Raw genomic sequence first — 25,355 nt, forward strand, 5'->3', positions numbered from 1 at the left:
CGCCTCCACCTCGCCGCCTGAACACATGGCACCCGCGCGCCTCCGCACACGCCTGCCCTTCGACAAGCTCAAGGACCGCCACGGGAACCACCCTTCGACAAGCTCAGGGACCGAGACCGGAACACCATCGCGCCTAGCCAACCTCAGCAATCGACGCCGTACTCGACAACCCACCCACCCCGGTCCCTGAGCCTCTCGAAGGGCCCACGATCGGCCGTTGAACCTGCCCTTCGACAAGCTCAGGGACCGAGACGGGAACCACCCTGCCTCGTACACGCTCGCGACCGACGCCGTCCTCGACAACCCGGCCACCCCGGTCTCTGAGCCTGTCGAAGGGCACACGAACAGCCGTTGAACCTGCCCCTCGACAAGCTCAAGGACCGAGACGTGAACCACCATGCCTCGTACACGCTCAGCGACCGACGCCCTACTCGACAACCCGGCCACCCCGGTCCCTGAGTCTGTCGAAGGGCCCACGACGAACCGTCATACCTGCCCTTCGACAAGCTCAGGGACCGAGACGGGAACCACCATGCCTCGTACACGCTCAGCGACCGACGCCGTCCTCGACAACCCGGCCACCCCGGTCTCTGAGCCTGTCGAAGGGCACACGAACAGCCGTTGAACCTGCCCCTCGACAAGCTCAAGGACCGAGACGTGAACCACCAGCACTCGAGGACGGGAACGACGCAGCGACCGAGCGCCCCCTCAACCGGCCGAAGGGCCGTCAAGGCACCGTCCGACCGCCGCAGGGTCACCCCGCGGCGACGACCTCTTCCACCGCCACCCGCGCACCGACGGCCGCCAGCCGCGCGCGCGCCGCGATGAACGCCTCGCGCAGTCGCGCGTCAGATCCGAGGTCGCCGAACACGACCTCCAGGTCGAGGAACGCGCCGGGGCGCTCCGCCTCCTGCGCGACGGCTGCCTGCAACTCGGCCAACCGCCGGTCGACCGGGGCAAGCTCCCGCCCGTCGTCACCGACACCCTCGATGAACCGACTCCACGCTGCGAGGACGAGCGCCGAGCGCGCGATCCCGCCGCCGGTCCGCAACTGCTCACGGACCACCGGGAGCAGGAACTTCGGGATGCGCTCCGAGCCGTCGACGATCTGCCGCGCCAACGTGTCCTTGATCGCCTCACTGCCGAACCGGCGCATCAGCTCCGCACAGTACGCGTCGATGTCGATGCCCGGGACAGGCGCGAGCGTCGGCCTCGCCTCCTCGTGCATGTACCCGAGGAGGAACCGCGAGAACAGCTCGTCACGGCAGACGTCGTGCACGTACGTCTCCCCCGCCAGCAGCCCGAGGTAGCTCATCGCCTGGTGGGAAGCGTTCAACAACCGGAGCTTCATCAGCTCATACGGCTCGACGTCCTCCACGAGCTGCACGCCCACCTGCTCGTACGGCGGACGGCCGTCCGAGAAGTCGTCCTCGAGCACCCACTGCTCGAATGACTCCGAGAGCACCGGCCAGCGGTCGTCGATCCCGAACCGCTCGGAGACGAACGCGCGCTGCTCGTCCGTCGTCGCCGGCGTGATGCGGTCCACCATCGAGTTCGGGAACCGCACCTCGGCACCGATCCAGGCGGCGAGCGCCGGGTCGATGCGCTCGGCGAACGCGAGGATCGCCGTCCGGGCGACGTGCCCGTTGCCCTGGATGTTGTCGCACGACATGACCGTGAACGGAACGGCACCGGCGTCGCGTCGGGCACGGAGGGCCGCCGTGATGAACCCGAGCGGGCTCTGCGGCAGCGCCCCCGCCGGCAGCCCGTCGAGGTCCGCGAGCGTCGCACCGTCACTCGGCTCGAACGCGCCGGTCGCATCGTTCACCCCGTAGCCGCCCTCGGTGATCGTGAGGGACACGATCCGCGTCGATGGATCGCCCACCCGCGCGAGGACCGCTCCCGGGTCGTCGGGAGCGAACAGGTACTCGACGATCGACCCGACGACGCGCGCCTCGATCTCGCCGTCCGGACTCGTCGTCACGAGCGTGTAGAGCCGGTCCTGAGCGCCGAGCGCGTCCCGCATGGCGGCGTCACCGGGCAGTGTGCCGACGCCGACGAGCCCCCAGGACGCGTGCTCGTCGCCGGGGAGCCCGAGCACGCGGTCGACGAACATCGCCCCGTGCGCACGATGGAAGGCGCCGACCCCGAAGTGGACGATGCCGGGTCGGATGGCCGAGCGGTCATAGGCGGGGACGGCCACCTGCTCGTCGAGAGCGGTGAGGGTGGCGTCGGAGAGCTGGGTCATGTGGTGCCTTCTCGTCGGTGAGCGGGTTCCGGGCGGTGCAGGTCGAGGGTGGTGCGGGTCGAGCGTGCTGCGGCTGCAGGATGGATCAGGCGCCGTGGGTGGATTCGGTCTCCACCGGCGTCGACGCGTCGAGCGTGACGATGCGGGTGGCACGCTGCTTGGTGGCGTCGACCAGGCGGGCATTCGGCTCGTCGACGCCGAGCACCCAGGCTTCGGCCTCGTCGAGCGGGTGGCCGTGACCGAGGCGTCGGGCGATGAGTCGGTCGCGGCGCACCTCGTCGTCCACGTCGACGTACCAGGACTCGTCGAGATGCGCGGCGACACCCTGCCAGCCGTGATCGTCGAACAGGAGGTAGTTGCCCTCCGTGATCACGAGCGGCACCTCGGGGCGGACGAGGACGGCACTGCCGATCGACGCCTCGAGCGAGCGGTCGAACCGGGGTGCGTAGATCGGTGTGCCCGGAGACTCGGCGGTGCGTCCAGCACGCGCGAGGCGGGACAGCAGTGCGACGTAGCCGTCGACGTCGAAGGTGTCGGGCGCGCCCTTGCGGTCGCGTCGCCCGAGGCGGACGAGCTCGGCGTTGTCGAGGTGGAAGCCGTCCATCCCGACGATGACGGCCTGGTCGCCGAGCGCCGCGGCGATCGCGTCGCTCACGGTCGACTTACCCGCTCCGGGCGCACCGACGATCCCGAGGATCCGGCGGGACCCGGTGGCGGCGAGCGAACGGGCGTGATCGATGAGGCCGTCGAGGTCGGTCCCGATCGTGATGCCGCTCATCGTGATGCCTGACCTCTCCTGGGAGCCGACCGGTCGCGGACGCGCCGTCGCCCGACTCACGGTAGGTCCAGGGGATGCGTGTGTCAACACCGGATGTCACCGGTGTCATGATCTGTCGATGAAATCAATGTCACGGGTGACATGGCTGCGATTCCGCAGTTATGATGCTCCCGACCCGGTGCACCGACGCACGGGCCTCATCACATCGATCGGACCACCTCATGACTGACTTCAACGGCCGCACCATCCTCGTCACGGGAGCGAGCGGCGGCATCGGCGGCGCGACCGTCCGCCACCTCGTGGCAGCGGGCGCACAGGTGATCGCCTCCGGTCGCAACGTCGAGCACCTCGACGCCATCGCCGCCGAGACGGGCGCCGAACCACTGCCCTTCGACCTCACCTCGGAGGACAGCATCCGCGACGCGATCGAGGGACGCGACATCTGGGGCGTCGTCAACTCCGGCGGTTGGGGCGGCGAGATCGCCTCCCCGCAGGAGACCGACATCGACGTGTTCGACAAGGTCATCAGCATCAACGCACGCGGGTCGCTGCTCGTCACCAAGTACTCGTCCCGCGAGATGATCCGCCAGGAGCGCGGCGGGGCGATCGTCAATGTCTCGAGCCAGGCGAGCCTCGTCGCCCTCTCCGGCCACATCTCCTACGGCTCGTCGAAGGCCGCGCTCGACAACATCACGCGGGTCTCCGCCCTGGAACTCGGCAAGTACGGCATCCGGGTGAACGCCGTCAACCCGACGGTCGTGATGACGCCGATGTCCGCCTGGTACTGGGGCCGCCCCGACATCGAAGGTCCCTTCCTCGAGGCGATGCCGCTCGGCAAGTGGGCCACCGAGGACGACATCGCCGGCCCGATCACCTTCCTGCTGAGCGACGCCGCCGGCATGATCTCGGGCGTCTCGCTGCCGATCGACGGCGGCTACACCGCGCGCTGACCCGATCCGGCAGGACCGAACGGGAGGGACCCGAGCATGGCCACGATGCGCCAGATCGCCGCAGCCGCCGGCGTGAGCGCGAAGACGGTCTCACGGGTCTTCAACGACGACCCGCACGTCCTCCCGGCGACCCGAGAACGGGTCGAGTCGATCATGCGGGAGCTCGACTACGTGCCGAACTCCCTCGCGACGGCGTTCCGCTCAGGCCGCCCGTCGGTCATCGGGGTCGCCGTCCCCGACATCGTCGACCCGTTCTTCGCGGAGATCGCGCGTGCGGTGGAGCAGACGGCGCGCGATCACGACATGTCGACGCTCGTGACGAGCCTCGGCGACGACCCGGACCGCGAGCGCGCGGTCCTCGAGCCGATGCTCCGGCGTCAGCTGGCCGGAGTGGTGCTCGCGCCGATCGGCGACGACCAGAGCTCACTGGCCGCGTGGGCGTCGCGGACGCCGTTCGTGTTCGTCGACCGCGCGCCGGGTGGCCTCGCTGCCGACGCCTTCACGCAGGACGACTTCGGTGGGGCGTTCACGGCGACGACCCACCTCGTCGAGCACGGCCACCGCCGGATCGGTTTCGTCGGCGACGAGCTGGCACTGCCGACGACCGCCGAGCGGCTGCGCGGGTACCGGGCGGCACTCACCGAAGCCGGGCTGCCCGCCGACGAGGAGCTCATCGCCCTCGGTGCGGCGACCCGCGAAGGGGCGGCGCGTGCGCTGGCGGCGATCGACTCGCAGGCGACGGCTCTCTTCTCGTCGAACGCCGTCTGCACGATGGCGTTGCTGCCCGCACTCGCCGAGCAACCGCTCCCACTGGTCGCGTTCGGCGACTTCCCTCTGGCCGAGCTCCTGCGACCGTCGGTGTCCGTGATCACGCAGGACCCGGAGGCCCTCGGCCGACTCGCTGCGGAACGGATCATCGATCGCCTCGACCGCCCCGACGCGCGCTACCGCCGGAGCACGGTCCTCCCGGTGCACCTCGTCGAGCGCGACTCCTGTCGGGTATCGCCTGCGGTGCTCTGAGTCGCCGGCTCCGAGCCGCCCCGGCCTAGCCGTCGAATCCCCGGCCCCTGAACCATCTCGGTCCCTGAGCCTGTCGAAGGGCGCCACGCGAACGCCCCAAAGACTCGATCGGCTCGGGAACCGAAACCGGCCGGCCTAGTAGCTCAACGTCGCCGGCGCGAGCTCCGCGGTCTGGTCGCCGACGCGGCTCGGGTCGCGCGGGTCGAGGCGACGGACCTCACCGACGTCCGCGAGTTCGTCGAGCTCGATCCAGAAGATGTTCGGACTCCGTGTCGAGCCGAAGTAGTAGACCAGGTTCGTGAGGTCGGCACCGGCCCGCCACCAGGTCGGGTACACGTCGCCCGTCGAGTACGGCGCGCCGTACGGCACCGACACGTTCGCGATGAGCTGGAAGACGCCCGCGACCGCCTCGACGGTGTCCGCCGGCTCCGGCAGGTAGTGGAGGAAGTAGGAGGCGCGCACGAACCGGTCGACCGAGGTGATGTCCCCGGGAGGCGGCAGCTCGCCACCGAACGGGCGGTAGCGGTCGCGGTTGGTGATCTGCTCGTCGAGGCTCGGCGAGTTGGCCATCACGGTGAACTCGCGGCCGTGGTGGACGACGAGTCGGCCGTCGATCGGCTCGATGATCGCCGAGTCACCCGAGGCGTCCTCGAGCGCGATGTGGATGCCCATCTGCAGGCCGCGGAACATCGGGGACGTGATGCGGACGGTGTCGATGTCGGCGATCGCCTCGGCGACCGAGGCGTAGCTGTCGAGGAGGTACTGCACCCACAGCGCGTTCGAGACCGTCGGACGGCCGTCGGGCTCGGCGAACGTCACGTCCTCCGGGTCGAGGTAGAGCGCGTGTGCTCCGAGGCCCGCCGTGTTCAGGCCGTCGACGGTCCCCATCCCCCACATGCTCGTGACGACACTGCCGTACCGGGAGGTCCACCGGTGCGAGGTGGTGTCGTCCGTGCCACCTCGGTCGGTACCGCTCGGGACGAACCACAGCTCGGGTTCGTCGCTCTCCGACCAGTCCATGCAGCGGCTGACCGTCTTGGCGACCGCGTTGTCGTTCCAGAAGATTCGAGTGCACACGCGCTGAGCGTACCCCGCGCGTGATGCCCACCGGAGGGGCTATCGCCCACGCAGTGCCGCGGCCTCGCTGAGCCAGCGGCTGTAGCAGTCCCAGGGGTCGACGTCACGGGCGACCGAGGCGATGTGGGCGCGCAGTCGAGGCGACCCCGTGAACCATTCGGAGCGTTCGAGGCGCTCGCGGGCGAACTGTTCGTGACGCGCACGCTCGACGTGCCGGTCGCCGCGTTCGAGGGCGAGCAGTTCGTCATGCCAGATCGCGGCGAACCGCTGGCGAGGGTTCGTCGTGGTGCCGATCTTCACGCGGTCGCCGTGACGGAGGTAGTAGACGACGTCGATCCGCGGGCGGGCGAGGTCGTCGTCGGGCACGTCCCCCTGCCGCCACTCGCACGCGGCGCACAACCACGCGGACGGGTAGTGACGGCCGAGCCGCGAGCCGCACATGATGCACGGCGACGGCAGGGCGTCGACCACACCCCAGCGGCGCTCCGCCCAGTCGGCGGCGAGGGCCAGGTGATCCTCGCAGAGCGCGACGGGCGCGTCGACCGGTGCCGCGGCGTCGCACCCGGGTTGTACGCATCGTCTGTGGGGCATCTCCCGAGTGTCCCCCACCCCGCCGACACCGACCTCCAACCCCGGTCCCTGAGCCTGTCGAAGGGCACACGGCAAAACCCCACCCTTCGACAAGCTCAGGGACCGAACGATTGTGCCGGCAGGGACCGGCTGGGTGAGCGAACAAACGACCGACTCCAACCCCGGTCCCTGAGCCTGTCGAAGGGCACACGAACAGACCTCACCCTTCGACAAGCTCAGCGACCGAACGGGCGAAGCGGCAGGGTCGAGCGACGGTCCTCCACAACTCCCCCGTGATCCGAGAGCGTCCACCGTCGGACGTCAGCGCCGACCGACAGGATCGAGGTCCTGCGAGGCTTCCCGGATGCCCCACGTCTACATCCTCAAATGCGCCGACGGATCCTTCTACACTGGCAGCACCATCGACCTCGCTCGACGAGTCGCCGAGCACATGGACGGCCTCGGAGCGACCTACACCCGCGAGCGACTGCCCGTCACACTCGTCTGGTCAGCCGAGTACGACCGCGTGGACGACGCGTTCTTCATCGAGAAACGTCTTCAGGGGTGGAGCCGGGCGAAGAAGCAAGCAGTGATCGACGGGCGGTTCGACGACCTCCCGCGTCTCAGCTGCTCGCGGATCACCGCATGGCGCGATCCAGAACCCGGAACGGACCCGGTGGCCGGTCCCTGAGCCTGTCGAAGGGCACACGGACAGACCCCACCCTTCGACAAGCTCAGGGACCGAACGGTTGGGCTGGCAAAGGACCGGCTGAGTGAGCGGACAGGGACCGACCGTTCAGACACGACCGACTCCGACCCCGGTCCCTGAGCCTGTCGAAGGGCACACGGACAGAGCCCACCCTTCGACAAGCTCAGGGACCGAACGGTTGGGCTGGCAGGGACCGATTCGTTGCGCTGGCAGGGACAAGACAGGTGAGCGGACAGGGAGCGCCCTTCGACAAGCTCAGGGGCCGGCCCGCGCGCTCCCGGCTGGGAGACGATCGGGTGGCCTCCCAGCCGATGCGCACGTCACAGCGCGATCGCGCGACCCTCCTCATGGGAGCGGATCGCCGCTCGGTAGATGTCGTGGGTGAGCGCCGCTTCCTCGGGGCGCGCCGCCCCGAACCGGTCGCCGAGCGAGCCGTGCCGCTCGGCGAGGAACACGGCCCACATCTGGAGGATCGTGTCGGAGAACCCGGACTCGAAGTTCGGGCCGGTCACCGTCGGCCAGACCGACTGGCTGCCTGCGTCGAGCTGCTGCCACACCTGCTCCCGACCGCCACCCGGGATGTCCCGCACCGCGAACACCTCGACGAGCTTCGGGTTCTTCGTGCTGAACCGGACCCCGCCGTCGAGACCGATCGCCTCGAACTCCCACGTGTTCTTCTGCCCGGGATCGATGCGCTTCGTCTCGGTCGTGAGCGGGAAACGGACACCGTCGTGGGTCGCCCAGCTGTGCAGCACGGCGTTGTCCCAGGTGTCGCACGGCACGAGCGAACCGTCGGGGCCGGGACGCTCGGTGACGATGTTCTGCAGCACCCCGTACACGCTCTCGGGTGCCCAGCCGAGCCGCAGCGGCACGTGCCAGGTGTGCATCCCGAGGTCGTTCATCACGCCGGCCTCACCGCAGAACTGCGTCTGGCGCTTCCAGTTGATCTGCTTGCCCCGATCGATGTCGCTCGAGTGCAGGAAACTGTTGCGCGCCTCGACGATCGTGCCGAGCGCTCCGGACCGCACGTAGTCGATCGCCAGCTGCGCACCCGGGAAGAACGGCATCTCACTCGAACACCGGACGAAGCTCTCCGGGTGCTCGGCCATCGCCGCGAGGACGGACTGCGCGGCCGCCGCGTCGATCCCGAAGGGCTTCTCCGCCAGCAGGCTCTTCCCGGCCCGGATGACGTCGGTGTAGATCTGCTCGTGGAGGTCGTGACGCACGGCCACGTAGACGACGTCGACCGACGGGTCGACGAGCAGCTCGTGGTAGTCCGTGGTCTTCGTGACGACCGTGTCGATCTCGTCGAACCAGTCGAGCGCCGCCGGATTGATGTCGCAGACGGCCGTCAGTCGCGGTCGCACCGGGTGGTCGATGAGTGCCGGCCAGCGCTGGATGGCCGCGGCGATCTCGCGCCCCATGAGTCCACCGCCGATGATCGCGACGTTGACGCGCTCCGCCGTCGCCCGGTCGGCCGTCACCTGGTCGGCGCTCATGCGCGAGCCGCCTCGAGGATCGCGAGGCCGGCATCCGCATCGGCCCCGTCGTGCAGCACCGCCATGAGTGCCGCGGTGATGGCGGCCGGGTGCTCGTGCTGGATGATGTTGCGGCCGTAGACGATGCCGCTGACCCCCGCGTCGAGGACGGCGACCGTGCGCTCCAACAGGGTCCGGTCGTCGACGCGACCGCCGCCACGGACGAGGACGGGGATGTCTCCGGCGACCTGCACGACGCGTGCGTACTCGGTGATGTCGCTACTCGGATCGGCCTTGATGAGGTCGGCACCGAGTTCGACCGCCTGGCGCACGAGGGTGACGATCTTCTCGATGTCGCCGTCGACCTGGTACCCGCCGGCCGTCGTGTTGTCCTGCATGACGAGCGGTTCGATCATGAGCGGCATCCCGTACCGGGTCGCTTCGCGACGCAAGGCCATGATCGAGCGGATGTTCGCCTCGCGGACCTCGGGGTGCTCGGGGATCTGCATGAGGTTGACGCACACGGCGACGGCGTCGAGCCGGACGGCCTCCTCGATCGCGTGCGGCACGTGGTGGCTGTAGAGGATCGAGTCGAGGGGGTTGCCGTACACGTTCGCGACGTCCGTCCGCAGGACGAGCGCAGGCTTGTCCTTGCCGGGGACCTGCTGCAGGAGACGGGCCTGGCCGAGGGTCAGCTGGACGGCGTCCGGGCCCGCGGCGACGAGGGTGCGGACGACCTCGCCCATGTCCTCGATGCCGGTGATGAACGAACGCTCGCCGAAGAACCCGTGGTCGACGGCGACGTCGAGCGCGCGACCTGATCGGGCGTTGAAGAGACGATTGAGGCGGTACAGCGACATTGCGGCGGCTCCTGATCGTGACGGGGAGGGTTTCCGAATCGTCCCTCGGTGTGTCACAGTAGTGGCCTGAGACAACGTTGTCTAGCTTGCACCGGGTCACCCCCGGCGCGAAGAACGGAGGGTCCATGGGCGAGATCGTCATCGCCGGTCACATCTGCGTCGACCTGTCGCCAGGGCTGAGCGCGAACGCACGCATCGATCCGGGCGCCCTCATCGACACCGGCCCGCTCCGCATCTCCCTCGGCGGCTGCGTCGCGAACACCGGCCTGGCCCTCGCCGATCTCGGGAGCACGGTCCGCCTGCACGCGACGGTCGGCGACGACGAGCTCGGCGCGATCGTCGCCTCACGCATCGCCGCGCACGACCGACTGCACCCGGCGCTCGAGGTCACCGACCGGGCCGCGACCTCCTACAGCGTCGTCGTCGAGCCCGCCGGCCTCGACCGGACCTTCTGGCACCACACGGGCGCGAACGAGGTGTTCACCGGCGAGCACCTGGCCGTCGGCGACGCGGACCTCGTCCACCTCGGCTATCCCCCGCTGCTCCCCGGGATCGTCGCCGACGATGCGGCGCCCCTCGCGAAGCTGCTCGAACGGATCCACCGACACGGCGCGACCACCTCGATGGACCTCGCCGTCGTCGACCCCACGAGCGCCGTCGGCCATCTGGACTGGGAGGCGATCCTCCGGCGCACCCTGCCGCTGACCGACGTCGTGAGTCCGAGCGTCGACGACCTGCGTTCGGCGCTCGGCACGCTCCGCCTCCCGGCCGGAACCAGCGCATCGCCCCTGGCCCAAGCGGCGGCGTTCGCGGACCTCCTGCTCGCCTGGGGTGCCGGCGTCGTGGCGATCTCGGCCGGCGAGGACGGGCTACTCCTCCGGGCCGCCGGTGTCGACCGCCTGCGCCTGGGCGGACGGATGCTCGCACCGCTCGCCGAGGCCTGGGCCGACGTCGACCTCGTCGCGCCGCCCGTCCCCGCACCCGCGTTCGTGTCGACCAACGGCGCCGGGGACGCGTCGACCGCCGGCCTGCTGTTCGCGATGTCACGCGGTGCCGCACCGGCGGAAGCCGCCGAAGTCGCGGGCGCGAGCGCCGCTGCGACGATCGCGGGACGCCGTCCGACGGCGGCCGAGATCACCCGACTGCGACCCGGGCTCAGCAGGCTCTTCGCGGTCGCGGGGGCGGACGAGCCGATCGCGTGATCCCCCATACGCCAGGATGGTGAGCATGCGCAGCTCCCGACCCCCGACCATGAACGACGTCGCCGCGGCGGCCGGGGTGGGGCTGAAGACGGTGTCGCGGTACGTGAACGGCGCGACGAACATCAACCAGGAACTGTCGGAACGGATCGGCGCGGCGATCGAGGCCCTCGGCTACCGGCACAACCTGGCGGCCGCGAGCATCCGGCCCGGGCGGTCCAGCAAGGTCATCGGGCTGATCATCAGCGACCTGGCGAACCCCTATTACTCCGTGTTGGCACGCTCGGTGGAGCGCGTGTGCACGGAACACGGCTACCTGCTGATGTCCGCGAGCTCCGAGGAGGACGCCGACCGGCACCGACTCCTCGTCGACCGGCTCGTCGCGCAGCGCGTGGACGGCCTCGTCGTCGTGCCACCACGGCAGGCGACCACGGCCTGGGCCACGAGCACGGTCGTGCACGTCCCGATGGTGCTCGTCGACCGACCGAGCGGGCCGCTCGAGTCGGTCGAGGTGCACACGGTGCTCGCCGACAACGCGGGCGGGGCGACCCGCGCGACCGCGGCCATGCTCGCCGCGGGCGCACGACGGGTCGCGTTCCTCGGCGACTCACTCGAGCTGTACACGATGCGCGAGCGACTGGCCGGCTACCACCGGGCGCTGGCTGAGGCCGATCTCGGCGGCGCGACGGGGACGGGGCCGATCGAGCCGATCGTCTCCGACGGCGCACACTCCGTCGAGGACGCTGCGGCGGTCGTGGCGGGGTTCCTGGTGTCGGGCGAGGTCGACGCCGTGTTCGCCGCGAACAACCGGGCCGCGATCGGGGCCATGCAGGCGTTCGCGACGGCGGGCCGACGGCTGCCGCTCGTCGGGTTCGACGACTTCGAGGCGGCACCGCTCGTGACGCCGGCGGTGTCGGTGGTGGCGCAGGACGTGGCGCTCATGGGCCGGGTCGCGGCGGAGACCCTCCTGGCACTCATCGCCGGCGAGGCTGGCCCGCCCGTGACCCACACCCTGGACGTGCGCCTGGAGCTGCGCGGCTCCGAGCGCTGACGCGGCGGGGTCCTCGGCTCAGCGCCCGGGGTACGTGAGGCCGTGGCCGAAACGGAAGAGCGGGTCCTCGGTGTCGTAGGGGACGTCGGACCGACTCGCCTCGACCGCCGCCATCGAGCGCGGCAGGTCGAACGGCAGCCGGCCCTCCGGCAGCGCCCGACCGAAGACGACGTCGAGGAACGCCGCGTCACTGCCGCCGAAGCTCGCGACGAGCGCCGCGACCGCATCCGCCACCCCGGTGAGGATCGCCGGTCGGTCGAGGTGCATGTCGAGCACGGTCGGCACCGTCAGCGCGAGCGCCCGCAGCCGCTCGACCTCGTCAGCCGGGATGTCGAGCGATCCGGCGTGGAACATGGCCTCGAAGCCGCCGGGCCGCGGTTCGTACGGCGTCTGCATGCGCACGAGGGCAACGTCCGCCGAAGCCGGATCCGCGACGACCTCGCCGTACGCGCCCGCGAGCTCGGGATCGACGCCCTCCAGGTACAGCCTGGGACGCGGCGAGCGCACCGGCAGCGTCTCCTCCACGTTCGTCAGGACGGTGAACGCGCGGCGCTGTGCGGCCTCGCCGGCGGCGACGAAGTCCGCGCGCCCGACGATCCCGCTCGCGGCGCCCGCGTCCACGTACGGCTGCTCGAAGAGCCCGAGCACGAACTTCTCGCGCAGCAGTCGGCGCACCGAGGCGTCGACACGGTCCTCGGTGATGCGCCCCTGCTCGACGAGTTCGACGACGAGCTCGGGTCGGGCCTCGCCACCGAACTGGTCGCAGCCGGCCTGCAGGATGCGCTCGACCCGGGACAGCTCGTCGAGGTGCTCCAGGCCCCAGGCCCGCGCGGGCATGTCCTGCCCCATGATCGACGTGTCGGTGACGAGTCCCCAGTCGGTGCAGACGATGCCGTCGAAGCCGAGCTCCTCGCGGAGGAGCCCGGTGATGATCCCGTGGTTGAAGGCGAACGCGACCTCCTCGTGTCCGGTCCCGACGGGCATGCCGTAGTACGGCATGATCTGCGCGGCTCCGGCGGCGATCGCGGCGCGGAACGGGATGAGGTGGTAGTCGAAGTTGTCGCCGGGGTACACCTGTTCGCGCCCGTAGGCGAAGTGCGGGTCCTCCCCGTCGAGCTGGGGCCCACCACCCGGGAAGTGCTTCGTCATGGTGGAGACCGACTGCGGCCCGAGTTCGGCACCCTGGAACCCTCGGATGTAGCCGGCGACGAGTTCGGCACTGAGCTCGGCGTCCTCACCGAACGTGCCACCGATGCGCGACCAGCGCGGCTCGGTCGCGAGGTCGACCTGCGGGTGGAGCGCCAGCCGGATCCCGACGGCGAGGTACTCCTGCCGCGCGGTGTCGGCGAACGCCTCGACGAGGTCGACCGATCCGATCGCCGCGAGGCCGAGCGTCTCGGGCCACTGCGAGAAGGCGCCCGCGCGGGCCGCCGTCCCCACGTTGTCGGTGAAGTGGTTGCGCGGGTCGGTCGACAGCGTGACCGGGATGCCGAGTCGCGTGCGCGACGCGCGCTCCTGCAGGGCGTTGGTCCACTCGGCGAGCGCCGTCGTGTCGGGCGCGGTGCCGAGGACGTTGAAGTGGGACATGAGCTGCTCGCCGATCATGTGCTCGCCACTCGCGAGTCCCATGTGCGGGTTCGCCTCGTCGATGGGCCCCGGGGTGATCATCGTCTGGAAGAGCATGCCGGCCTTCTCGGCGACGGTCATCCGTCCGAGGAGGTCCTCCACCCGGTCCTCCACCGGCAGGCTCGCGTCGCGGTAGGGCAGCGCCGGTTCATGCTCGCTCATGGGTGGTCCGTTTCTCGTCAGTGAGTGGGGCGGCGTCGGGATCACCCGGGCTCGGGCGAGCCGGAAGCGAAAACCGAACTCCGTTCGGGAACGGAGCGTGACTCCAGTATGCCCCCTGACGAGGATCACGCAAGACTCAGTCGGCGTGATTCCCCGTGGCGCGCAGCCCGTCGGCCAGCCAGTCCAGCGACGGGGAGACGCCTGGCGCGACCGGATGGCGATTGAGGTGGCCATGGAGGACGCCTGGCTCGAGCCGACTGCGGACGGGAGCACCGGCGGCCTCCGACGCCGCGATGAGCAGCTCCCCCGACGGCCGGAGGTCGTCGAACTCCGAGAGCAGGACCCACAGCGGCGGGCGGTCCGGGGTCACGGGGACGATTCCCGGCAGGGCGAGCTCGGGCACGTCCTCCAGGCGACCGACGTAGTTCCCGACCATCCAGTCGATCGACTCGGTCGGGAACCGCATGAAGTCCGGGAGGACCGCCATCTCGGCCAGGACGTCCGCGGGCAGCGCTGGCACGACGGCGTGCAGGAACGGGTAGGCCAGCAGCACGGCGTCCGCACGTCGATCGCTGCGGAGTGACGCGGCGAGCGCGAGGGCCGCTCCGGCGCTGGCCCCACCGATGGCCGTCCGCGCACCGGGAACGGCCGACCGCTCGTCGTCGAGTTGCTCCCAGACCGCGAGCACGTCGTCGAGCGGCTCCGGGTATCGCGTCGTGCCGTCCGCCAGTCGATAGTCGACGGAGACGACCTCGGCACCCGCTCGCGCCGCCAGTTCGGCGCTCACGACGTGCGCCTCCGGCCAGTCGAGCGTCCCCGCCGCGAAGCCGCCGCCGTGCACCCAGAGGAGGGCGACACCACTGGGGTCGGCCGGGACGTAGCGTCGGATCGGGACCGTGCCGTGCGGACCGTCGACGACCTCGTCGGTGATCACCACGTCGCTCGGCGGGTTCCACGGCCCGTCGTCACCGTATGCGACGAGTCGTTCCTGGAACTCCTCGTCGAGGGTCCCACCGGCGGCAGCGCGATCGGCGTTCGAGAACCCGTCGAAGAGGCTCAGGCGGTCGCGGTAGTACGGATCGAGTGACATGCGCCGAGCCTACCCAGCAGACTCGGTCGACTCGGTCGACTCAGACCACGATGCCGCCGACGCGGTGGAGGTAGACGTCGATGGCGTCCCGGCTCTCCTGGATGCAGCCGAGCTTCGCATCCAGTCGCTCGCGATGCTCGAGCAACCGCTCCAGCACCTCCGCCGAGGGCGTCACCTGGTAGATCGTGTCGTCGTCCTCGAAGCAGGGCAGGACCTGGAGGATGAGCGCGGTCGGCATGCCGACGCCGATCAGCTCGCGGATGCGCTGCACCTTCGCGACGAGGTGGTCTCCGTACTCGCGGTACCCGTTCGGGCAGCGGGTCGGGCGCAGCAAGCCCTGTTCCTCGTAGTACCGGAGCAGCCGCGGCGTGCTCCCGGTGGCCGCCGCCAGTTCGCCGATGCGCATGCAAGACCCCTTCGACCGAGTTGTGTCCTCTTGGAGCAGCCGTCGGTGCCGGGCGGATATTCCCGGCGCACCCTCGTCGATTTGACCCTGCCACCAGTGGCAGGCCGGGAGACTCACCGACATGACCACCGACAGCGTGCGCACGGCACGATCCACGACCCCTCCTGCCACCCGAACCAGCTCTCCCCTCCCGACCGCGCTGCTCCTCGCCGCCGTCGGATTCGTGACGCTCCTCACCGAGGTGCTCCCGGCCGGGGTCCTCCCCGCGATGGCCGCCGACCTGGGCGTCTCGGAGTCGATCGCAGGCCAGAGCGTCGCCGTCTTCGCACTCGGTTGCATCATCGCGGCGATCCCGCTCAGCCGTGCGCTCGCGAAGCTCGACCGCCGGACGGTCGTACTGCTCAGCCTGATCGTCTCGGCGCTCGCGAACGCCGGCACGGCCGTCGCGCCCGAGCTGCTCACGCATCTCGCGACCCGGTTCGTCGCGGGGCTCGTGGCCGGCGTCGTCTGGGCGATGCTCCCGGGGTACACGCGCGGGTTCACCACCGCGGAGCGGTTCGGCTCCACACTCGGCGTCGTGCTGTCCGGTGCCACGCTCGGCTTCGCGCTCGGCGTCCCGGCTGGCGCGGTCCTCGGTGAGGAGTTCGGTTGGCGCACGGTGTTCGGGATCGTCGCCGCCACCACCGCGCTCCTCGGCGTGCTCGCGGTCGTCGTCGCTCCTCGCGTGGCAGGCAGCGCCCCCGGGCGTTCGACGCGCATGGGTGCGGCGCTCCGCATCCCTGCGGTCGTGACGATTCTCGTCGCCCTCGCTGTCTGCATCATCGGCCAGAACATCGCGTACACCTACCTCGCACCGGTCCTGTCCTCCCGCGGGACGCCCGTGCCGCTCGGGGTGCTCCTCGCAACCTTCGGTGTGGCCTCGGTCGTCGGCACGCTCGGTGCCGGACGGCTGGCGAACCTGCGCCTCGGGATGACCATCCTCACGGCCGCTCTCCTCGGGACCGTCGGCCTCGCCGTCGTGGCCTGGGATCCGCCGGTCGTCGTCCTCCTCACCGCCGCGGCAGGCTGGGGGCTCGCCTTCGGCGCCTACTCCGTGCTCTTCCAGGTGGCGATCGCCCGGGTCGCCGGGAACGCTGCGGACGCGGCACAGTCGGCGCTCGTCACGGTGTGGAACTGCTCGATCGCCACCGGCGGGGCGGTCGGCGGGATCATCCTCGGCACCTGGGGCCCGGCCCTGCTCCTCCCGGCAGCCGCCGTGCTGACCGTCGTCGCCATCCCCCTCTGCACCGTGATCGCACGCGCCGTCCGCCGCGGGTGAACGACGGAGGACCCGGCACGCCAGCGCCTGGTCCTCCTAGACTCGATGCGATGCCCGTCCCGTTCCTGCACTCGCCGAACATCCTGTTCGACACGGTCGTGGACCGCACGGAACGGCTGTCCCCCGGCTTCCTCCGCCTCACCCTCGCCGGTGCCTCGCTCGCCGACTTCGCCCCGTACGAGCGGGACCAGCGGATCAAGGTCCTGCTGCCGCCGGGAGACGACGGCGCCTACCCGGAGGGACTCCACGACGGCCTGCCGGAGCACGCGTGGCGGCGGGCCTGGCGCGCACTCCCACCGGCGGACCGTCCGGTGATGCGCAGCTACACGGCCCACCGCGTCAGGCCGGCGCAGCAGGAGGTCGACCTCGACGTGTTCATCCACGAGCCGGCGGGCCCGGCCAGTCGATGGGCGCTCGGCGCGCGGGTGGGCGACCGGCTGCTCGTCTCGGGGCCGGACATCCGTCGCGGCGACCCGACACACGGCGTCCAGTGGGCGCCCGGCACCGCGACGACCGTCCTCATCGCCGCCGACGAGACGGCCTTCCCCGCCGTCCACGGGATCCTGCGCTCCCTCGACGAGGACGTCCGCGCCCACGTCCTCCTCGAGCTCGGCGACCCCGCCGACACCGCCCTGCTCGGGCCGCTGCTCGAGCGTCACACGGTCGAGGTCCATGAACGGGCCGGGCAGGCGGGCGGTGACGCGCTCGTCGCCGGCGTCGAACAGTGGCTCCGGACACACGGGTCGTCGGCGGCGACTCTGGGCACCGGCTTCGCCGCTTGGCTGGTGACCGAGAGCACCCGGATCCCCCTCCTGCGCGCTGCGACGACCGACCACGGGATCGACCCGGAGCGCGTCCACGGGCAGGGCTACTGGAACGCTCGCCCCAGAGCCACATCCGAATGAAGGTTATGCTTGCCTTACTCGGTCGCATGCGTCGCGACCCGTTCGAAAGGTGATCCGTGCCCCTCCCCCTCGCCCATCGTCGACGTCTCGTCGCCGTCGCCGCCCTCTCCATCGCCGCCCTCGGCCTCTCCGCCTGCAGCAGCTCGAGCGCCTCGACCCCCTCGGACACCGCGACGAGCGCGACCCACGTCATGGAGCACGCCCACGGCGAGACCACCATCCCCGACGCACCCAAGTGGGTCGTCGTCCTCGAACCGGTGCAGCTCGACACGACCGTCGCGCTCGGCATCACCCCGGTGGGCGCAGCGGTGCTGAACGAGACCGCCGGCGTCCCTGCCTACCTCGGCGAGGAGGCCGCCGACATCCCCACCGTCGGGACCGTGGCGGAGCCGAACGTGCAGCTGATCGCCGCCGCGAAGCCCGACCTCATCATCGGCACCGAGTCGCGGCACTCCGCCCTGTACGACCAGTTGTCCGAGATCGCTCCGACGGTGTTCATGGCGACGCAGACCGACCCCTGGCGCGACAACGTGCAGTTCGTCGCCGAAGCACTCGGTGACCCGGACGGCGCGGACGAACTCCTCGACGCCTACGACGCACGCTGCGCGGAGATCGCCGAGGAGCACGACACCGCCGGGAAGACGGCACAGCTGATCCGCCCCCGCGACGGCGTCCTGACGCTCTACGGCCCGACCTCCTTCGCCGGCAGCACCCTCGAGTGCGCCGGGTTCACGACGCCCGAACACGCCTGGGAGGACATCTCCCTCGACCTCTCCCCCGAGCGCGTGCTCGAAGCGAAGGCCGACCAGGTCTTCGTGACGAGTGTCGATCCCGACGACACCTCGACGCTGCCCGCCTCCCTCACCGCGAACACCGACGCCTTCCCCGAGCTGCACCTCGTCGACCAGTCCTTCTGGATCACCGGCGTCGGCCCCCTCGGCGGCATGGCCGTCCTCGACGACCTCGACCGGCTGCTCTCCGACGGGTCGTGACGAAGCCGACCGCGATCCTGACCGCCCGCGACACCTCGGTGAGCGGGCGGGCGCCGCGGCGACACCGCCTGCTCATCCCACTGCTCTCGGGCGTCGCGGCGCTCGCGGTCGCCGTCCTCCTGTCACTGTTCGTCGGCGCGAACCCGATCGCACCGGATGACGTCCGTGCGGCGATCCTCGGCACGGGCTCGGACGAGGCGAACTTCGTCGTGTGGGATCAGCGGGTGCCGCGCACGGTCGCGGCGCTGGCCGTCGGTGCGGCCCTCGGCGTCGCTGGCGCGCTCATGCAGGCGTTCACCCGGAATCCGCTCGCCGACCCCGGCATCCTCGGCGTCAACGCCGGGGCAGGCTTCGCGGTCGCCGTCGGCCTGGCGTTCCTCGGTGTCCGAGCGCCGGGCGACATCGCCTGGCTCGCCTGCGGTGGGGCGCTCGTCGTCACCCTCGTCGTGTACGCGATCGGTTCCGGCGGGCGTGAGCAGTCCTCCACCGCCCGCCTCACCGTCACGGGTGTCGCGTTCGGTGCCGTACTCGCCGGGCTGACGACGGGGATCGCCATCACCCACCCCGACGCGTTCGACCGGATGCGCGGCTGGAACGCCGGCAGCCTGCTCGAACGCGACCTCGGTGTCGTCGTGCCGGTCCTCCCCTTCCTCGCCGTGGGGCTCGTCCTGGCCGCGGCGAGCGCGCGGAGCCTGAACGCGATCGCCCTCGGCCCGAACGTCGCCAGAGCACAGGGCGTCAGCGTCACGCGCAGTCGCATCCTGGTGCTCGCCGCGGTGACCCTGCTCGCCGGCGGCGCCACCGCGATCGCCGGGCCGATCGCCTTCGTCGGCCTCGTCGTGCCCCACCTCGTACGCTGGTCGGTCGGCAGTGATCAGCGCCGCATCCTCGGGGGTTCGGTCCTCGTCGGCTGCGTCCTCGTGCTGTGCTCCGACGTCGTCGGACGGATCGCGGTGCTCCCAGGTGAGATGCCCGTCGGGCTCGTGACCGCGTTCGTCGGGGCGCCCGTCCTCATCGCGCTCGCCCGACGCAGAACGGCCTCGGGACTGTGAGCACGACACGGGAACGGGAGACCGCACGTCCGATCAACGGACGCCGACCGGCACGACGGACCCTCCTCGTCTGCGCCGCCGCACTCCTGGCGATCGTCGTCGCGGGGATCGCCGGTCTCGCGCTCGGGGACTACCCGCTGACCACCGACGAGGTGATCGGCGTCCTCACCGGTCGCGTCGACGGCCTGGCGCGCACGGTCGTCCTGGATTGGCGACTGCCCCGCGTGCTTGCGGCGATCGGCTTCGGCGCAGCGCTCGGTGTCTCGGGAGCGATCTTCCAGACGCTCACCCGGAATCCGCTCGCGAGCCCCGACATCATCGGCCTCGCGAACGGCTCGTTCACCGGGATGCTCGTCGCGCTCCTCCTCCTCGGTGGCAGCTGGCCGGCGTTGATGGCCGGGTCGCTGATCGGCGGTCTGGCGGCCGCGGTCGCGATCTTCCTGCTGGCCCTCCGCCAGGGCTTGTCGGGCTTCCGCTTCATCGTCGTGGGCATCGGCGTCTCGGCCATGCTCGCCGCGTTCAACAGTTGGCTGTTGCTCCGGGCCGACCTCGACGTCGCGCTCTTCGCGGCGGCCTGGGGCGCGGGGACGCTCAACACCGCGACCGCGACCGTCGTCTGGCCGGCACTCGCGTGCCTCGTGGTGCTCTTCGCGGTCCTGCCGTTCGCCGCCCGTCCGCTCCGCCAGCTCGAACTCGGTGACGACGTGGCTGCCGCGACCGGGGTGCGCCTCACCCGTGAACGCGCCATCCTCATCGGCCTCGCGGTCGCGCTGGTGAGCGCGGTGACCGCGGTCGCCGGCCCGATCGCGTTCATCGCCCTGGCCGCTCCGCAGATCGCCCGCCGGCTGACCCGCTCGCCGGGCATCCCGCTGGTCGCGACGGGGCTCGTCGGCGGCGTCCTGCTCCTCGCATCCGACCTCGTGGCCCAGCATCTGATCCCGCTGACGGTGCCGGTCGGCGTCGTCACGGTGGTCGTCGGCGGGCTGTACCTCACGCAGTTGCTCCTCCGGGAACGCCGGCGCTGACGGTCGGTACCGGACCACTCAGCGGGCGTCGTCGAGCTCCAGCAGTTCGCCGACCGTGCAGTCGAGCACCCGGCAGATCGCCGTCAGCGTCGAGAACCGGATCGCCTTCGCTCGGTCGTTCTTCAGCACGGACAGGTTCACCACGCTCACCCCGACGAGCTCGCTGAGCCGGGCGAGGGTGAGACCACGGTCGGCGAGCAACCGGTCAAGGTTGCAGTGCACGCCGGTCGCGATGTCCTCCTCGGGCGCCGGCACCATCAGACGAGTCCCTCGGTGTCGGCGCGCAGGCGCTCACCGGCGCGGAAGGCGATCGCGAGGCCGCCGACCGCCATGGCGACGAAGAACGGGATCCAGGTGAGCGGGTAGGGGGTTCCTTCGACGGCGCCGTCGGTCGCGGCCGCGAGCGCGCCGTTGGACGCCATCGTGCCGAACCAGGTGTCCGCGATCCACCCGCAGAGGATGGCGATGGAGGCGATCGAGAGCAGCCGTGCGTTCCCGGGCGCGAAGGCATCGCCACGCAGCAGGCGGCGGAAGAAGCGGAACGCGCAGACGATGACCACGAGGTTCGCGATCGCCGGCAGGATCGCGGCGAGCAGCACGCACACGAAGGTCACCACCGGGAGGTCGGCCACGACGACCGAACCCTGGTCGATCGTGAAGGCGCCGGCTCCTGCCGCACTCGGCAGGACTGCGTCGACGGCGTCGAAGAACACGGGCACCCGGGTCCCGTCGGTGCCGAAGATATCGAGCAGCCGGAGGACGAGCGTGACGACGACGGCCCCCGCCGCGACGACGGCGGCACCGAGCACGGACACGAGGTCGTTGCGGTTGGAGCGCTGGGTCTTCGCGGCCTGCCAGGCCGCGTGGTCGAAGCCGGACGGCGTCGGGCGATCGGTGGACTCGGTCATGATCATCACATCCATATCGATTGTCGTTGGTATCGATAAACGATATGTCGAAACTGATCAGAACGCAAGAGCGGGCGGAGAGCACGTCCACCCGACCGGATCACCCGGGCGGTGACTCGTCGAGCGCATCGAGCTCCCGCAGCGCCGCCTCGGCGCGCTCGAGTCGATCGCCCTCCGACTCCTCCCACCACTTCGGGCCGCGTTCACCGAGCCCGTGCTTCGCGAGCCCGACGCGACGGCGGGCAGCAGCGACCGCATCCCCGTCACCCGCCCGCTTCCCGACACCGACACCGGAACGCCCACGACCGAGATGGGACTGCAGGGACGCGACGAGCTCCGACGGCAGAATCGGATCCGTCCGGCGCCAGCGCCTGCCGTTCACCACGAACCAGTGCTCGTCCTCCACCGGCCCGTCGTCCGATCGCGGCGTCACGGGTGCCTCCCGGAGACGACGCAGGGCCCGGCCCACCGCGAATGCGGACGAGACCGGACCCTGGAGGTCATGACGACGCGATCAGCCGTTCTTGACGGCGTCGAGCACGCCCGCCCAGCCGAAGGCGGAGATGGCGTCGGCGAAGGTCGAGTCGCCTCGTCCCTCGCCGATCTGCTTGCCCGAGGCGTCGCGGACGACGACCGTGTGGTCCTTCTCGGCCTCGGTGCCGTTGCCCTCCTCGATGAAGTCGATGTGGATCTCGCTGTCGCCGAGGGTGCCGGTGACCGTGGTCGTGGCGTCCTTCTCGGTGGTCTTCGTCGTGAGGAACGGACCGCCGCCAAGTGCCGCGAGCGCCTCGTTGATCTGGTTCGTGAGCGATGAGGTGTTCATGTGTCTCTCCCTACGGTGGTGAAGAGTCCAGGGTAGTGAGCGGACCCGGGAACGGCGGGAGCATGGCGCTCGCGCACGAGATGTGCGATGGGGCGACTGGAGTCGGCGACCGGACACGACGACCGGAGTCGCCGCAGGAGCAGAAGATCCGCCTCACGTCAACGGTCGGCACCATCCAGGTGCGGTCGGAGCCGCGAGTCGTAGGCTGCGAGCCACGCAGACCGGCACCCCGACACCGACGGGCCGGTCGACGAGACGAAGGAGACCCCATGGCCGGAGACACCGACCCCTACACGACCCTCAACAAGCTGCTCGCGGACTTCCGCTTCGCGATGCTCACCACGGTGGACCTCGACGGCAAGCTCGTCGCCCACCCGCTCACCGTGCAGGAGCGCGAGTTCGACGGCGACCTGTGGTTCATCGTCGGCAAGGACGCCTCCGCGGTGCAGCAGCTCGACGTCAACCCGAACGCCGGCGTCACGCTGAGCTCGGACAGCTCATGGGTGTCGCTCGCCGGCACCGCCGAACTCGTCGACGACCACGCCAAGCTGGAAGAGCTCTGGAACAGCGTCGTCGAGGCCTGGTTCCCGGACGGCCCCTCCGACCCGCGCGTCGGTCTGCTGAAGTTCTCGGCCGACAGCGCCGAGTACTGGGACAGCCCCGGCGGCAAGATCGCGACCGCCGTCGCGTTCGTGAAGTCGAAGGTCACCGGCGAGACCTACGACGGCGGCGACAACGCGAAGCTCGACCTGTAACGAACGGTCGCCTGGACACCGTCAGGCGCGCTCGTCCGCCAGGACACCGCCGAGGATGCGGGCCGCCTCATCGAAGCGACCCGCGTCCTCGCCGGAGTAGTTGACCCGGAGGTAGGACCCCGCGGGCTCCGCCGGGAACCACTCGGTGCCGTCGGAGACGATGAGCCCACGGCTCTCGCAGGTGCGGACCACGCGCGGCACATCGGTGCCTTCCGGGAGCCGCAGCCACAGGTTCAGTCCACCGAGCGGCAGCCGCTCGAGGTGCGCCGTCGGGGCGTGCTCGCGCAGGCTCGCGACGAGCAGGTCCCGCCGGGCCCGGAGGAGCGGTCGCAGACCACGGAGGTGCGACCGCCACCCGGGCTGGGTGACCACGTCGAGGGCTGCGGCCTGCAGGACCCCACTGATGTACATCGACTCGGCGGCCAGGTCGGCCAGGATCCGATCGTGGGCGGGCCCCCGCGCGATGACGGCGGCGACCCGCAGCGCCGGCGAGACGCTCTTGGTCAGCGACCGCAGGTAGATGACGTGTCCGTCGTCGTCGAGCGCGGCGAGCGGCCGGGCATCGACGTCGATCGCGAGGTCGTGCGCCCAGTCGTCCTCGATGAGGAACGCGCCGTGCCGCCGGACGGTCTCGAGGATCGCGACCCCCGTCTCCGGCGACCAGCGGCCGCCGGTCGGATTCGCGAAGGTCGGCTGTGCGTAGAACGCCCGCGCACCGGTGTCCTGGAACGCGCGCTCCACGACGTCCGGGTCCGGTCCGTCCGGGCCGGTCGGCACGGGGACCAGCGTCACACCCGCCTGCTCGGCCGCGAGGATCGCACCCCAGTAGCTCGGCGACTCGATGAGCATCGGCTGCCCCGGGCCGACGAGTGCCCGGAAGATCGAGCTGAGTCCGCTCTGGCTGCCGGAGATCACGATGACGTCCCGCGCGGTCGGCGGCGTGACCCCGGGCGGTGCGGCTTCCGCGAGGTCGGCTGCGAACCACGCCTGGAGATCCGGCGAGCCGGCCGCCGGTGATCGGGTCATCGCCACGTCGGTGCGGGCGGCACGCGCGAGCGCGGCGCGGACCAGCCGTTCAGGCAACAGTTCTCGGGCGGGGTATCCGGAGTGCATCGCGATCGCGGCGGGTGCGACCGACCGTTGCGCCGAGGAGAGCGCGCCAGAGCGCCACGGCAGCGCGCCGAGCGCAGCGGTCTGCCAGCCGTAGTCCACCGACCGCGCCGGACGAGCCGCCCGCACGAAGGTACCGACGCCCGGCCGACTCTCGATGAGCCCTCGGCCGGCGAGCTGGCGCATCGCGTTCTGGACGGTGACGGGGCTCGCTGCGAACTCGGCGGTCAACGCCCGGTTGGAGGGCACGCGTGCACCCGGAGGTGCCGCTGCGATCCAAGCGGTCATGGCGGCGACGATCCGCCCGGTGCTATCGTTGTCCATGAGTCCACAGAGTAGCGTTATCGTGACGCCGGCGCGAGTGTTATCCCGCACCGGGCTCGGCTGGGGCTTCCTCGGCGTCCTGGCGTTCTCCTTCACGGTCCCCGTCACGAAGGTCGCACTCGTCGGACTCTCGCCACTCTTCATCGGTTCCGGGCGCGCGGTCATCGCAGCCTTGCTCGCCGCGATCACCCTCGCCACGCTGCGAGCGCGACGACCGACCGGCGTGCAGTGGGCTCGCGTCGCGATCGTCGCCGGCGGCGTCGTCGTCGGATTCCCGCTCCTGACCTCCTTCGCACTGACCACCGCTCCCGCCGGTCACAGCGCCGTGGTGATCGGCCTCCTCCCGGCGGCGACGGCGGTCGCCGCCGTCCTCCGGGGCGGCGAGCGCCCGACGCGTCGCTTCTGGATCTTCGCGGGGTCTGGCGCGGTCGCGGCGATGCTGTTCGCCTCGGTGCAGCACGGCGGCCTCGCGCCGCTGGCCTGGTCGGACCTCCTCCTCCTCGGCGCCGTCGTCGCGGCCGCCGTCGGCTACGCGGAGGGCGGACTGCTCGCCCGGGAGCTGGGCTCCTGGCAGACGATCTCCTGGGCGCTCGTCGTGGCAGCACCGCTCATGGTCGCCCTCACAGCGCTGTCGGTCGTCCAGCAGCCACCGACCGCAGCCATCGGCAGCTGGCTGGCGTTCGGCTACCTCGGCGTCGTGAGCATGTTCCTCGGCTTCTTCGCCTGGTATCGCGGACTCGCGATCGGCCCGATCGCCCGGGTCAGCCAGATCCAACTCGTCCAGCCGGTGCTGAGCATCGTCTGGGCGGCCCTCATCCTCCGCGAGCGACTCGACTGGGCCACCGTGCTCGGCGGGCTCGCGGTCATCCTGTGCGCCGGCCTCGCTGTCCGCACCCGTCTCGACCGGAAGTGACCCCAC

At 70.9% G+C, this 25,355-nt stretch carries 26 protein-coding genes; 12 read left to right on the plus strand and 14 right to left on the minus strand.

What is annotated here, in order from left to right:
- Positions 1 to 754: 754 nt before the first annotated feature.
- Positions 755 to 2,248: a mannitol dehydrogenase family protein gene (locus IFU30_RS12700; protein WP_192005484.1), complete on the minus strand. Its 1,494-nt coding sequence runs from the start codon at positions 2,246 to 2,248 to the stop codon at positions 755 to 757.
- Between the two features lie 85 nt (positions 2,249 to 2,333).
- Positions 2,334 to 3,026, minus strand: coding sequence for a nucleoside/nucleotide kinase family protein (locus IFU30_RS12705; protein ID WP_079706978.1), 693 nt, complete (start codon positions 3,024 to 3,026; stop codon positions 2,334 to 2,336).
- 221 nt (positions 3,027 to 3,247) lie between these two features.
- On the opposite strand from IFU30_RS12705, the gene IFU30_RS12710 reads away from it, so the two are divergent.
- A complete protein-coding gene (locus tag IFU30_RS12710; protein ID WP_192005485.1) occupies positions 3,248 to 3,976 on the plus strand; it encodes an SDR family oxidoreductase in 729 nt (242 codons plus the stop codon).
- A gap of 36 nt (positions 3,977 to 4,012) precedes the next feature.
- A complete protein-coding gene (locus tag IFU30_RS12715) occupies positions 4,013 to 4,996 on the plus strand; it encodes a LacI family DNA-binding transcriptional regulator (protein WP_192005487.1) in 984 nt (327 codons plus the stop codon).
- A 135-nt stretch (positions 4,997 to 5,131) separates the two neighbouring features.
- Here IFU30_RS12715 and IFU30_RS12720 read toward each other — a convergent pair whose 3' ends face one another.
- Both IFU30_RS12720 and IFU30_RS12725 read right to left on the minus strand, forming a co-directional pair.
- Complete coding sequence (locus IFU30_RS12720) at positions 5,132 to 6,073, minus strand: linear amide C-N hydrolase (protein WP_192005489.1); 942 nt, start codon at positions 6,071 to 6,073, stop codon at positions 5,132 to 5,134.
- A 39-nt stretch (positions 6,074 to 6,112) separates the two neighbouring features.
- Positions 6,113 to 6,664 (minus strand): GIY-YIG nuclease family protein, encoded by a 552-nt coding sequence (locus tag IFU30_RS12725; protein ID WP_192005491.1) that lies wholly within the window; start codon positions 6,662 to 6,664, stop codon positions 6,113 to 6,115.
- A 343-nt stretch (positions 6,665 to 7,007) separates the two neighbouring features.
- On the opposite strand from IFU30_RS12725, the gene IFU30_RS12730 reads away from it, so the two are divergent.
- Positions 7,008 to 7,334 (plus strand): GIY-YIG nuclease family protein, encoded by a 327-nt coding sequence (locus tag IFU30_RS12730; protein WP_124769757.1) that lies wholly within the window; start codon positions 7,008 to 7,010, stop codon positions 7,332 to 7,334.
- Between the two features lie 338 nt (positions 7,335 to 7,672).
- On the opposite strand, the gene IFU30_RS12735 is transcribed toward IFU30_RS12730, so the two are convergent.
- The gene (locus IFU30_RS12735; RefSeq protein ID WP_191941531.1) at positions 7,673 to 8,851 is read right to left on the minus strand and encodes a Gfo/Idh/MocA family protein; all 1,179 of its coding nucleotides are present in this window, start codon (positions 8,849 to 8,851) and stop codon (positions 7,673 to 7,675) included.
- Entirely contained in the window at positions 8,848 to 9,690 is an 843-nt protein-coding gene (locus IFU30_RS12740; protein WP_138944854.1) for a class I fructose-bisphosphate aldolase, read from the minus strand. Before IFU30_RS12740 ends, IFU30_RS12735 begins: the two co-directional genes overlap by 4 nt.
- A gap of 125 nt (positions 9,691 to 9,815) precedes the next feature.
- On the opposite strand from IFU30_RS12740, the gene IFU30_RS12745 reads away from it, so the two are divergent.
- Complete coding sequence (locus IFU30_RS12745) at positions 9,816 to 10,892, plus strand: carbohydrate kinase family protein (protein ID WP_192005493.1); 1,077 nt, start codon at positions 9,816 to 9,818, stop codon at positions 10,890 to 10,892.
- Between the two features lie 25 nt (positions 10,893 to 10,917).
- On the plus strand, positions 10,918 to 11,940 hold the full coding sequence (locus tag IFU30_RS12750; protein ID WP_192005495.1) for a LacI family DNA-binding transcriptional regulator: 1,023 nt from the start codon (positions 10,918 to 10,920) through the stop codon (positions 11,938 to 11,940).
- 18 nt (positions 11,941 to 11,958) lie between these two features.
- Here IFU30_RS12750 and IFU30_RS12755 read toward each other — a convergent pair whose 3' ends face one another.
- The 3 genes from IFU30_RS12755 to IFU30_RS12765 all read right to left on the minus strand — a co-directional run bounded on the left by IFU30_RS12755 (position 11,959) and on the right by IFU30_RS12765 (position 15,224).
- Positions 11,959 to 13,728 (minus strand): glycoside hydrolase family 3 protein, encoded by a 1,770-nt coding sequence (locus IFU30_RS12755; RefSeq protein WP_192005496.1) that lies wholly within the window; start codon positions 13,726 to 13,728, stop codon positions 11,959 to 11,961.
- A gap of 136 nt (positions 13,729 to 13,864) precedes the next feature.
- Positions 13,865 to 14,818, minus strand: coding sequence for an alpha/beta hydrolase fold domain-containing protein (locus IFU30_RS12760; RefSeq protein ID WP_192005498.1), 954 nt, complete (start codon positions 14,816 to 14,818; stop codon positions 13,865 to 13,867).
- Between the two features lie 40 nt (positions 14,819 to 14,858).
- Positions 14,859 to 15,224 (minus strand): MerR family transcriptional regulator, encoded by a 366-nt coding sequence (locus tag IFU30_RS12765; RefSeq protein WP_124769763.1) that lies wholly within the window; start codon positions 15,222 to 15,224, stop codon positions 14,859 to 14,861.
- Positions 15,225 to 15,345: 121 nt separating this feature from the next.
- Here IFU30_RS12765 and IFU30_RS12770 point away from each other — a divergent pair, with 121 nt between their 5' ends.
- Genes IFU30_RS12770 through IFU30_RS12790 form a run of 5 tightly spaced genes read left to right on the plus strand, consistent with a single transcriptional unit; the run spans position 15,346 to position 20,516 of the window.
- A complete protein-coding gene (locus IFU30_RS12770) occupies positions 15,346 to 16,542 on the plus strand; it encodes an MFS transporter (protein ID WP_192005499.1) in 1,197 nt (398 codons plus the stop codon).
- A gap of 50 nt (positions 16,543 to 16,592) precedes the next feature.
- Positions 16,593 to 17,447, plus strand: coding sequence for a siderophore-interacting protein (locus IFU30_RS12775; RefSeq protein WP_192005500.1), 855 nt, complete (start codon positions 16,593 to 16,595; stop codon positions 17,445 to 17,447).
- A 56-nt stretch (positions 17,448 to 17,503) separates the two neighbouring features.
- Complete coding sequence (locus IFU30_RS12780; RefSeq protein WP_192005502.1) at positions 17,504 to 18,439, plus strand: ABC transporter substrate-binding protein; 936 nt, start codon at positions 17,504 to 17,506, stop codon at positions 18,437 to 18,439.
- Positions 18,436 to 19,491 carry a FecCD family ABC transporter permease gene (locus tag IFU30_RS12785; protein ID WP_342450867.1) on the plus strand — a complete coding sequence of 352 codons (1,056 nt, stop codon included), beginning with the start codon at positions 18,436 to 18,438 and terminating at the stop codon, positions 19,489 to 19,491. Before IFU30_RS12780 ends, IFU30_RS12785 begins: the two co-directional genes overlap by 4 nt.
- The gene (locus tag IFU30_RS12790; protein WP_192005503.1) at positions 19,488 to 20,516 is read left to right on the plus strand and encodes an iron chelate uptake ABC transporter family permease subunit; all 1,029 of its coding nucleotides are present in this window, start codon (positions 19,488 to 19,490) and stop codon (positions 20,514 to 20,516) included. Before IFU30_RS12785 ends, IFU30_RS12790 begins: the two co-directional genes overlap by 4 nt.
- An 18-nt stretch (positions 20,517 to 20,534) precedes the next feature.
- Here IFU30_RS12790 and IFU30_RS12795 read toward each other — a convergent pair whose 3' ends face one another.
- The 4 genes from IFU30_RS12795 to IFU30_RS12810 all read right to left on the minus strand — a co-directional run bounded on the left by IFU30_RS12795 (position 20,535) and on the right by IFU30_RS12810 (position 22,247).
- Positions 20,535 to 20,774, minus strand: coding sequence for a helix-turn-helix domain-containing protein (locus tag IFU30_RS12795; RefSeq protein ID WP_159879522.1), 240 nt, complete (start codon positions 20,772 to 20,774; stop codon positions 20,535 to 20,537).
- Complete coding sequence (locus tag IFU30_RS12800) at positions 20,774 to 21,424, minus strand: DUF2975 domain-containing protein (protein WP_192005504.1); 651 nt, start codon at positions 21,422 to 21,424, stop codon at positions 20,774 to 20,776. Before IFU30_RS12800 ends, IFU30_RS12795 begins: the two co-directional genes overlap by 1 nt.
- 100 nt (positions 21,425 to 21,524) lie before the next feature.
- Entirely contained in the window at positions 21,525 to 21,857 is a 333-nt protein-coding gene (locus IFU30_RS12805) for a biopolymer transporter Tol (protein ID WP_192005505.1), read from the minus strand.
- 81 nt (positions 21,858 to 21,938) lie between these two features.
- Positions 21,939 to 22,247, minus strand: coding sequence for a hypothetical protein (locus IFU30_RS12810; protein WP_079706962.1), 309 nt, complete (start codon positions 22,245 to 22,247; stop codon positions 21,939 to 21,941).
- Between the two features lie 269 nt (positions 22,248 to 22,516).
- Here IFU30_RS12810 and IFU30_RS12815 point away from each other — a divergent pair, with 269 nt between their 5' ends.
- Positions 22,517 to 23,002, plus strand: a complete 486-nt coding sequence (locus IFU30_RS12815; protein WP_085512309.1) for a pyridoxamine 5'-phosphate oxidase family protein — start codon at positions 22,517 to 22,519, stop codon at positions 23,000 to 23,002.
- A gap of 21 nt (positions 23,003 to 23,023) precedes the next feature.
- Here the strand turns inward: IFU30_RS12815 and IFU30_RS12820 are convergent, their stop codons facing one another.
- Complete coding sequence (locus IFU30_RS12820) at positions 23,024 to 24,436, minus strand: aminotransferase-like domain-containing protein (protein WP_192005507.1); 1,413 nt, start codon at positions 24,434 to 24,436, stop codon at positions 23,024 to 23,026.
- Here IFU30_RS12820 and IFU30_RS12825 point away from each other — a divergent pair.
- A complete protein-coding gene (locus tag IFU30_RS12825) occupies positions 24,435 to 25,349 on the plus strand; it encodes a DMT family transporter (protein WP_192005508.1) in 915 nt (304 codons plus the stop codon). The genes IFU30_RS12820 and IFU30_RS12825 overlap by 2 nt on opposite strands.
- Positions 25,350 to 25,355 lie beyond the last annotated feature (6 nt).

The organism is Plantibacter sp. CFBP 8798 (genome assembly GCF_014841195.1).
Classification (GTDB): domain Bacteria; phylum Actinomycetota; class Actinomycetes; order Actinomycetales; family Microbacteriaceae; genus Plantibacter; species Plantibacter auratus.

What these genes read in the sequence shown, in the direction of transcription:
- IFU30_RS12700 (WP_192005484.1), bottom strand. Translation starts at nt 2,248, where the DNA reads ATGACCCAGCTCTCCGACGCCACCCTCACCGCTCTCGACGAGCAGGTG.
- IFU30_RS12705 (WP_079706978.1), bottom strand. Translation starts at nt 3,026, where the DNA reads ATGAGCGGCATCACGATCGGGACCGACCTCGACGGCCTCATCGATCAC.
- IFU30_RS12710 (WP_192005485.1), top strand. Translation starts at nt 3,248, where the DNA reads ATGACTGACTTCAACGGCCGCACCATCCTCGTCACGGGAGCGAGCGGC.
- IFU30_RS12715 (WP_192005487.1), top strand. Translation starts at nt 4,013, where the DNA reads ATGGCCACGATGCGCCAGATCGCCGCAGCCGCCGGCGTGAGCGCGAAG.
- IFU30_RS12725 (WP_192005491.1), bottom strand. Translation starts at nt 6,664, where the DNA reads ATGCCCCACAGACGATGCGTACAACCCGGGTGCGACGCCGCGGCACCG.
- IFU30_RS12730 (WP_124769757.1), top strand. Translation starts at nt 7,008, where the DNA reads ATGCCCCACGTCTACATCCTCAAATGCGCCGACGGATCCTTCTACACT.
- IFU30_RS12735 (WP_191941531.1), bottom strand. Translation starts at nt 8,851, where the DNA reads ATGAGCGCCGACCAGGTGACGGCCGACCGGGCGACGGCGGAGCGCGTC.
- IFU30_RS12740 (WP_138944854.1), bottom strand. Translation starts at nt 9,690, where the DNA reads ATGTCGCTGTACCGCCTCAATCGTCTCTTCAACGCCCGATCAGGTCGC.
- IFU30_RS12745 (WP_192005493.1), top strand. Translation starts at nt 9,816, where the DNA reads ATGGGCGAGATCGTCATCGCCGGTCACATCTGCGTCGACCTGTCGCCA.
- IFU30_RS12750 (WP_192005495.1), top strand. Translation starts at nt 10,918, where the DNA reads ATGCGCAGCTCCCGACCCCCGACCATGAACGACGTCGCCGCGGCGGCC.
- IFU30_RS12755 (WP_192005496.1), bottom strand. Translation starts at nt 13,728, where the DNA reads ATGAGCGAGCATGAACCGGCGCTGCCCTACCGCGACGCGAGCCTGCCG.
- IFU30_RS12760 (WP_192005498.1), bottom strand. Translation starts at nt 14,818, where the DNA reads ATGTCACTCGATCCGTACTACCGCGACCGCCTGAGCCTCTTCGACGGG.
- IFU30_RS12765 (WP_124769763.1), bottom strand. Translation starts at nt 15,224, where the DNA reads ATGCGCATCGGCGAACTGGCGGCGGCCACCGGGAGCACGCCGCGGCTG.
- IFU30_RS12770 (WP_192005499.1), top strand. Translation starts at nt 15,346, where the DNA reads ATGACCACCGACAGCGTGCGCACGGCACGATCCACGACCCCTCCTGCC.
- IFU30_RS12775 (WP_192005500.1), top strand. Translation starts at nt 16,593, where the DNA reads ATGCCCGTCCCGTTCCTGCACTCGCCGAACATCCTGTTCGACACGGTC.
- IFU30_RS12795 (WP_159879522.1), bottom strand. Translation starts at nt 20,774, where the DNA reads ATGGTGCCGGCGCCCGAGGAGGACATCGCGACCGGCGTGCACTGCAAC.
- IFU30_RS12800 (WP_192005504.1), bottom strand. Translation starts at nt 21,424, where the DNA reads ATGACCGAGTCCACCGATCGCCCGACGCCGTCCGGCTTCGACCACGCG.
- IFU30_RS12810 (WP_079706962.1), bottom strand. Translation starts at nt 22,247, where the DNA reads ATGAACACCTCATCGCTCACGAACCAGATCAACGAGGCGCTCGCGGCA.
- IFU30_RS12815 (WP_085512309.1), top strand. Translation starts at nt 22,517, where the DNA reads ATGGCCGGAGACACCGACCCCTACACGACCCTCAACAAGCTGCTCGCG.
- IFU30_RS12825 (WP_192005508.1), top strand. Translation starts at nt 24,435, where the DNA reads ATGAGTCCACAGAGTAGCGTTATCGTGACGCCGGCGCGAGTGTTATCC.
- IFU30_RS12820 (WP_192005507.1), bottom strand. Translation starts at nt 24,436, where the DNA reads ATGGACAACGATAGCACCGGGCGGATCGTCGCCGCCATGACCGCTTGG.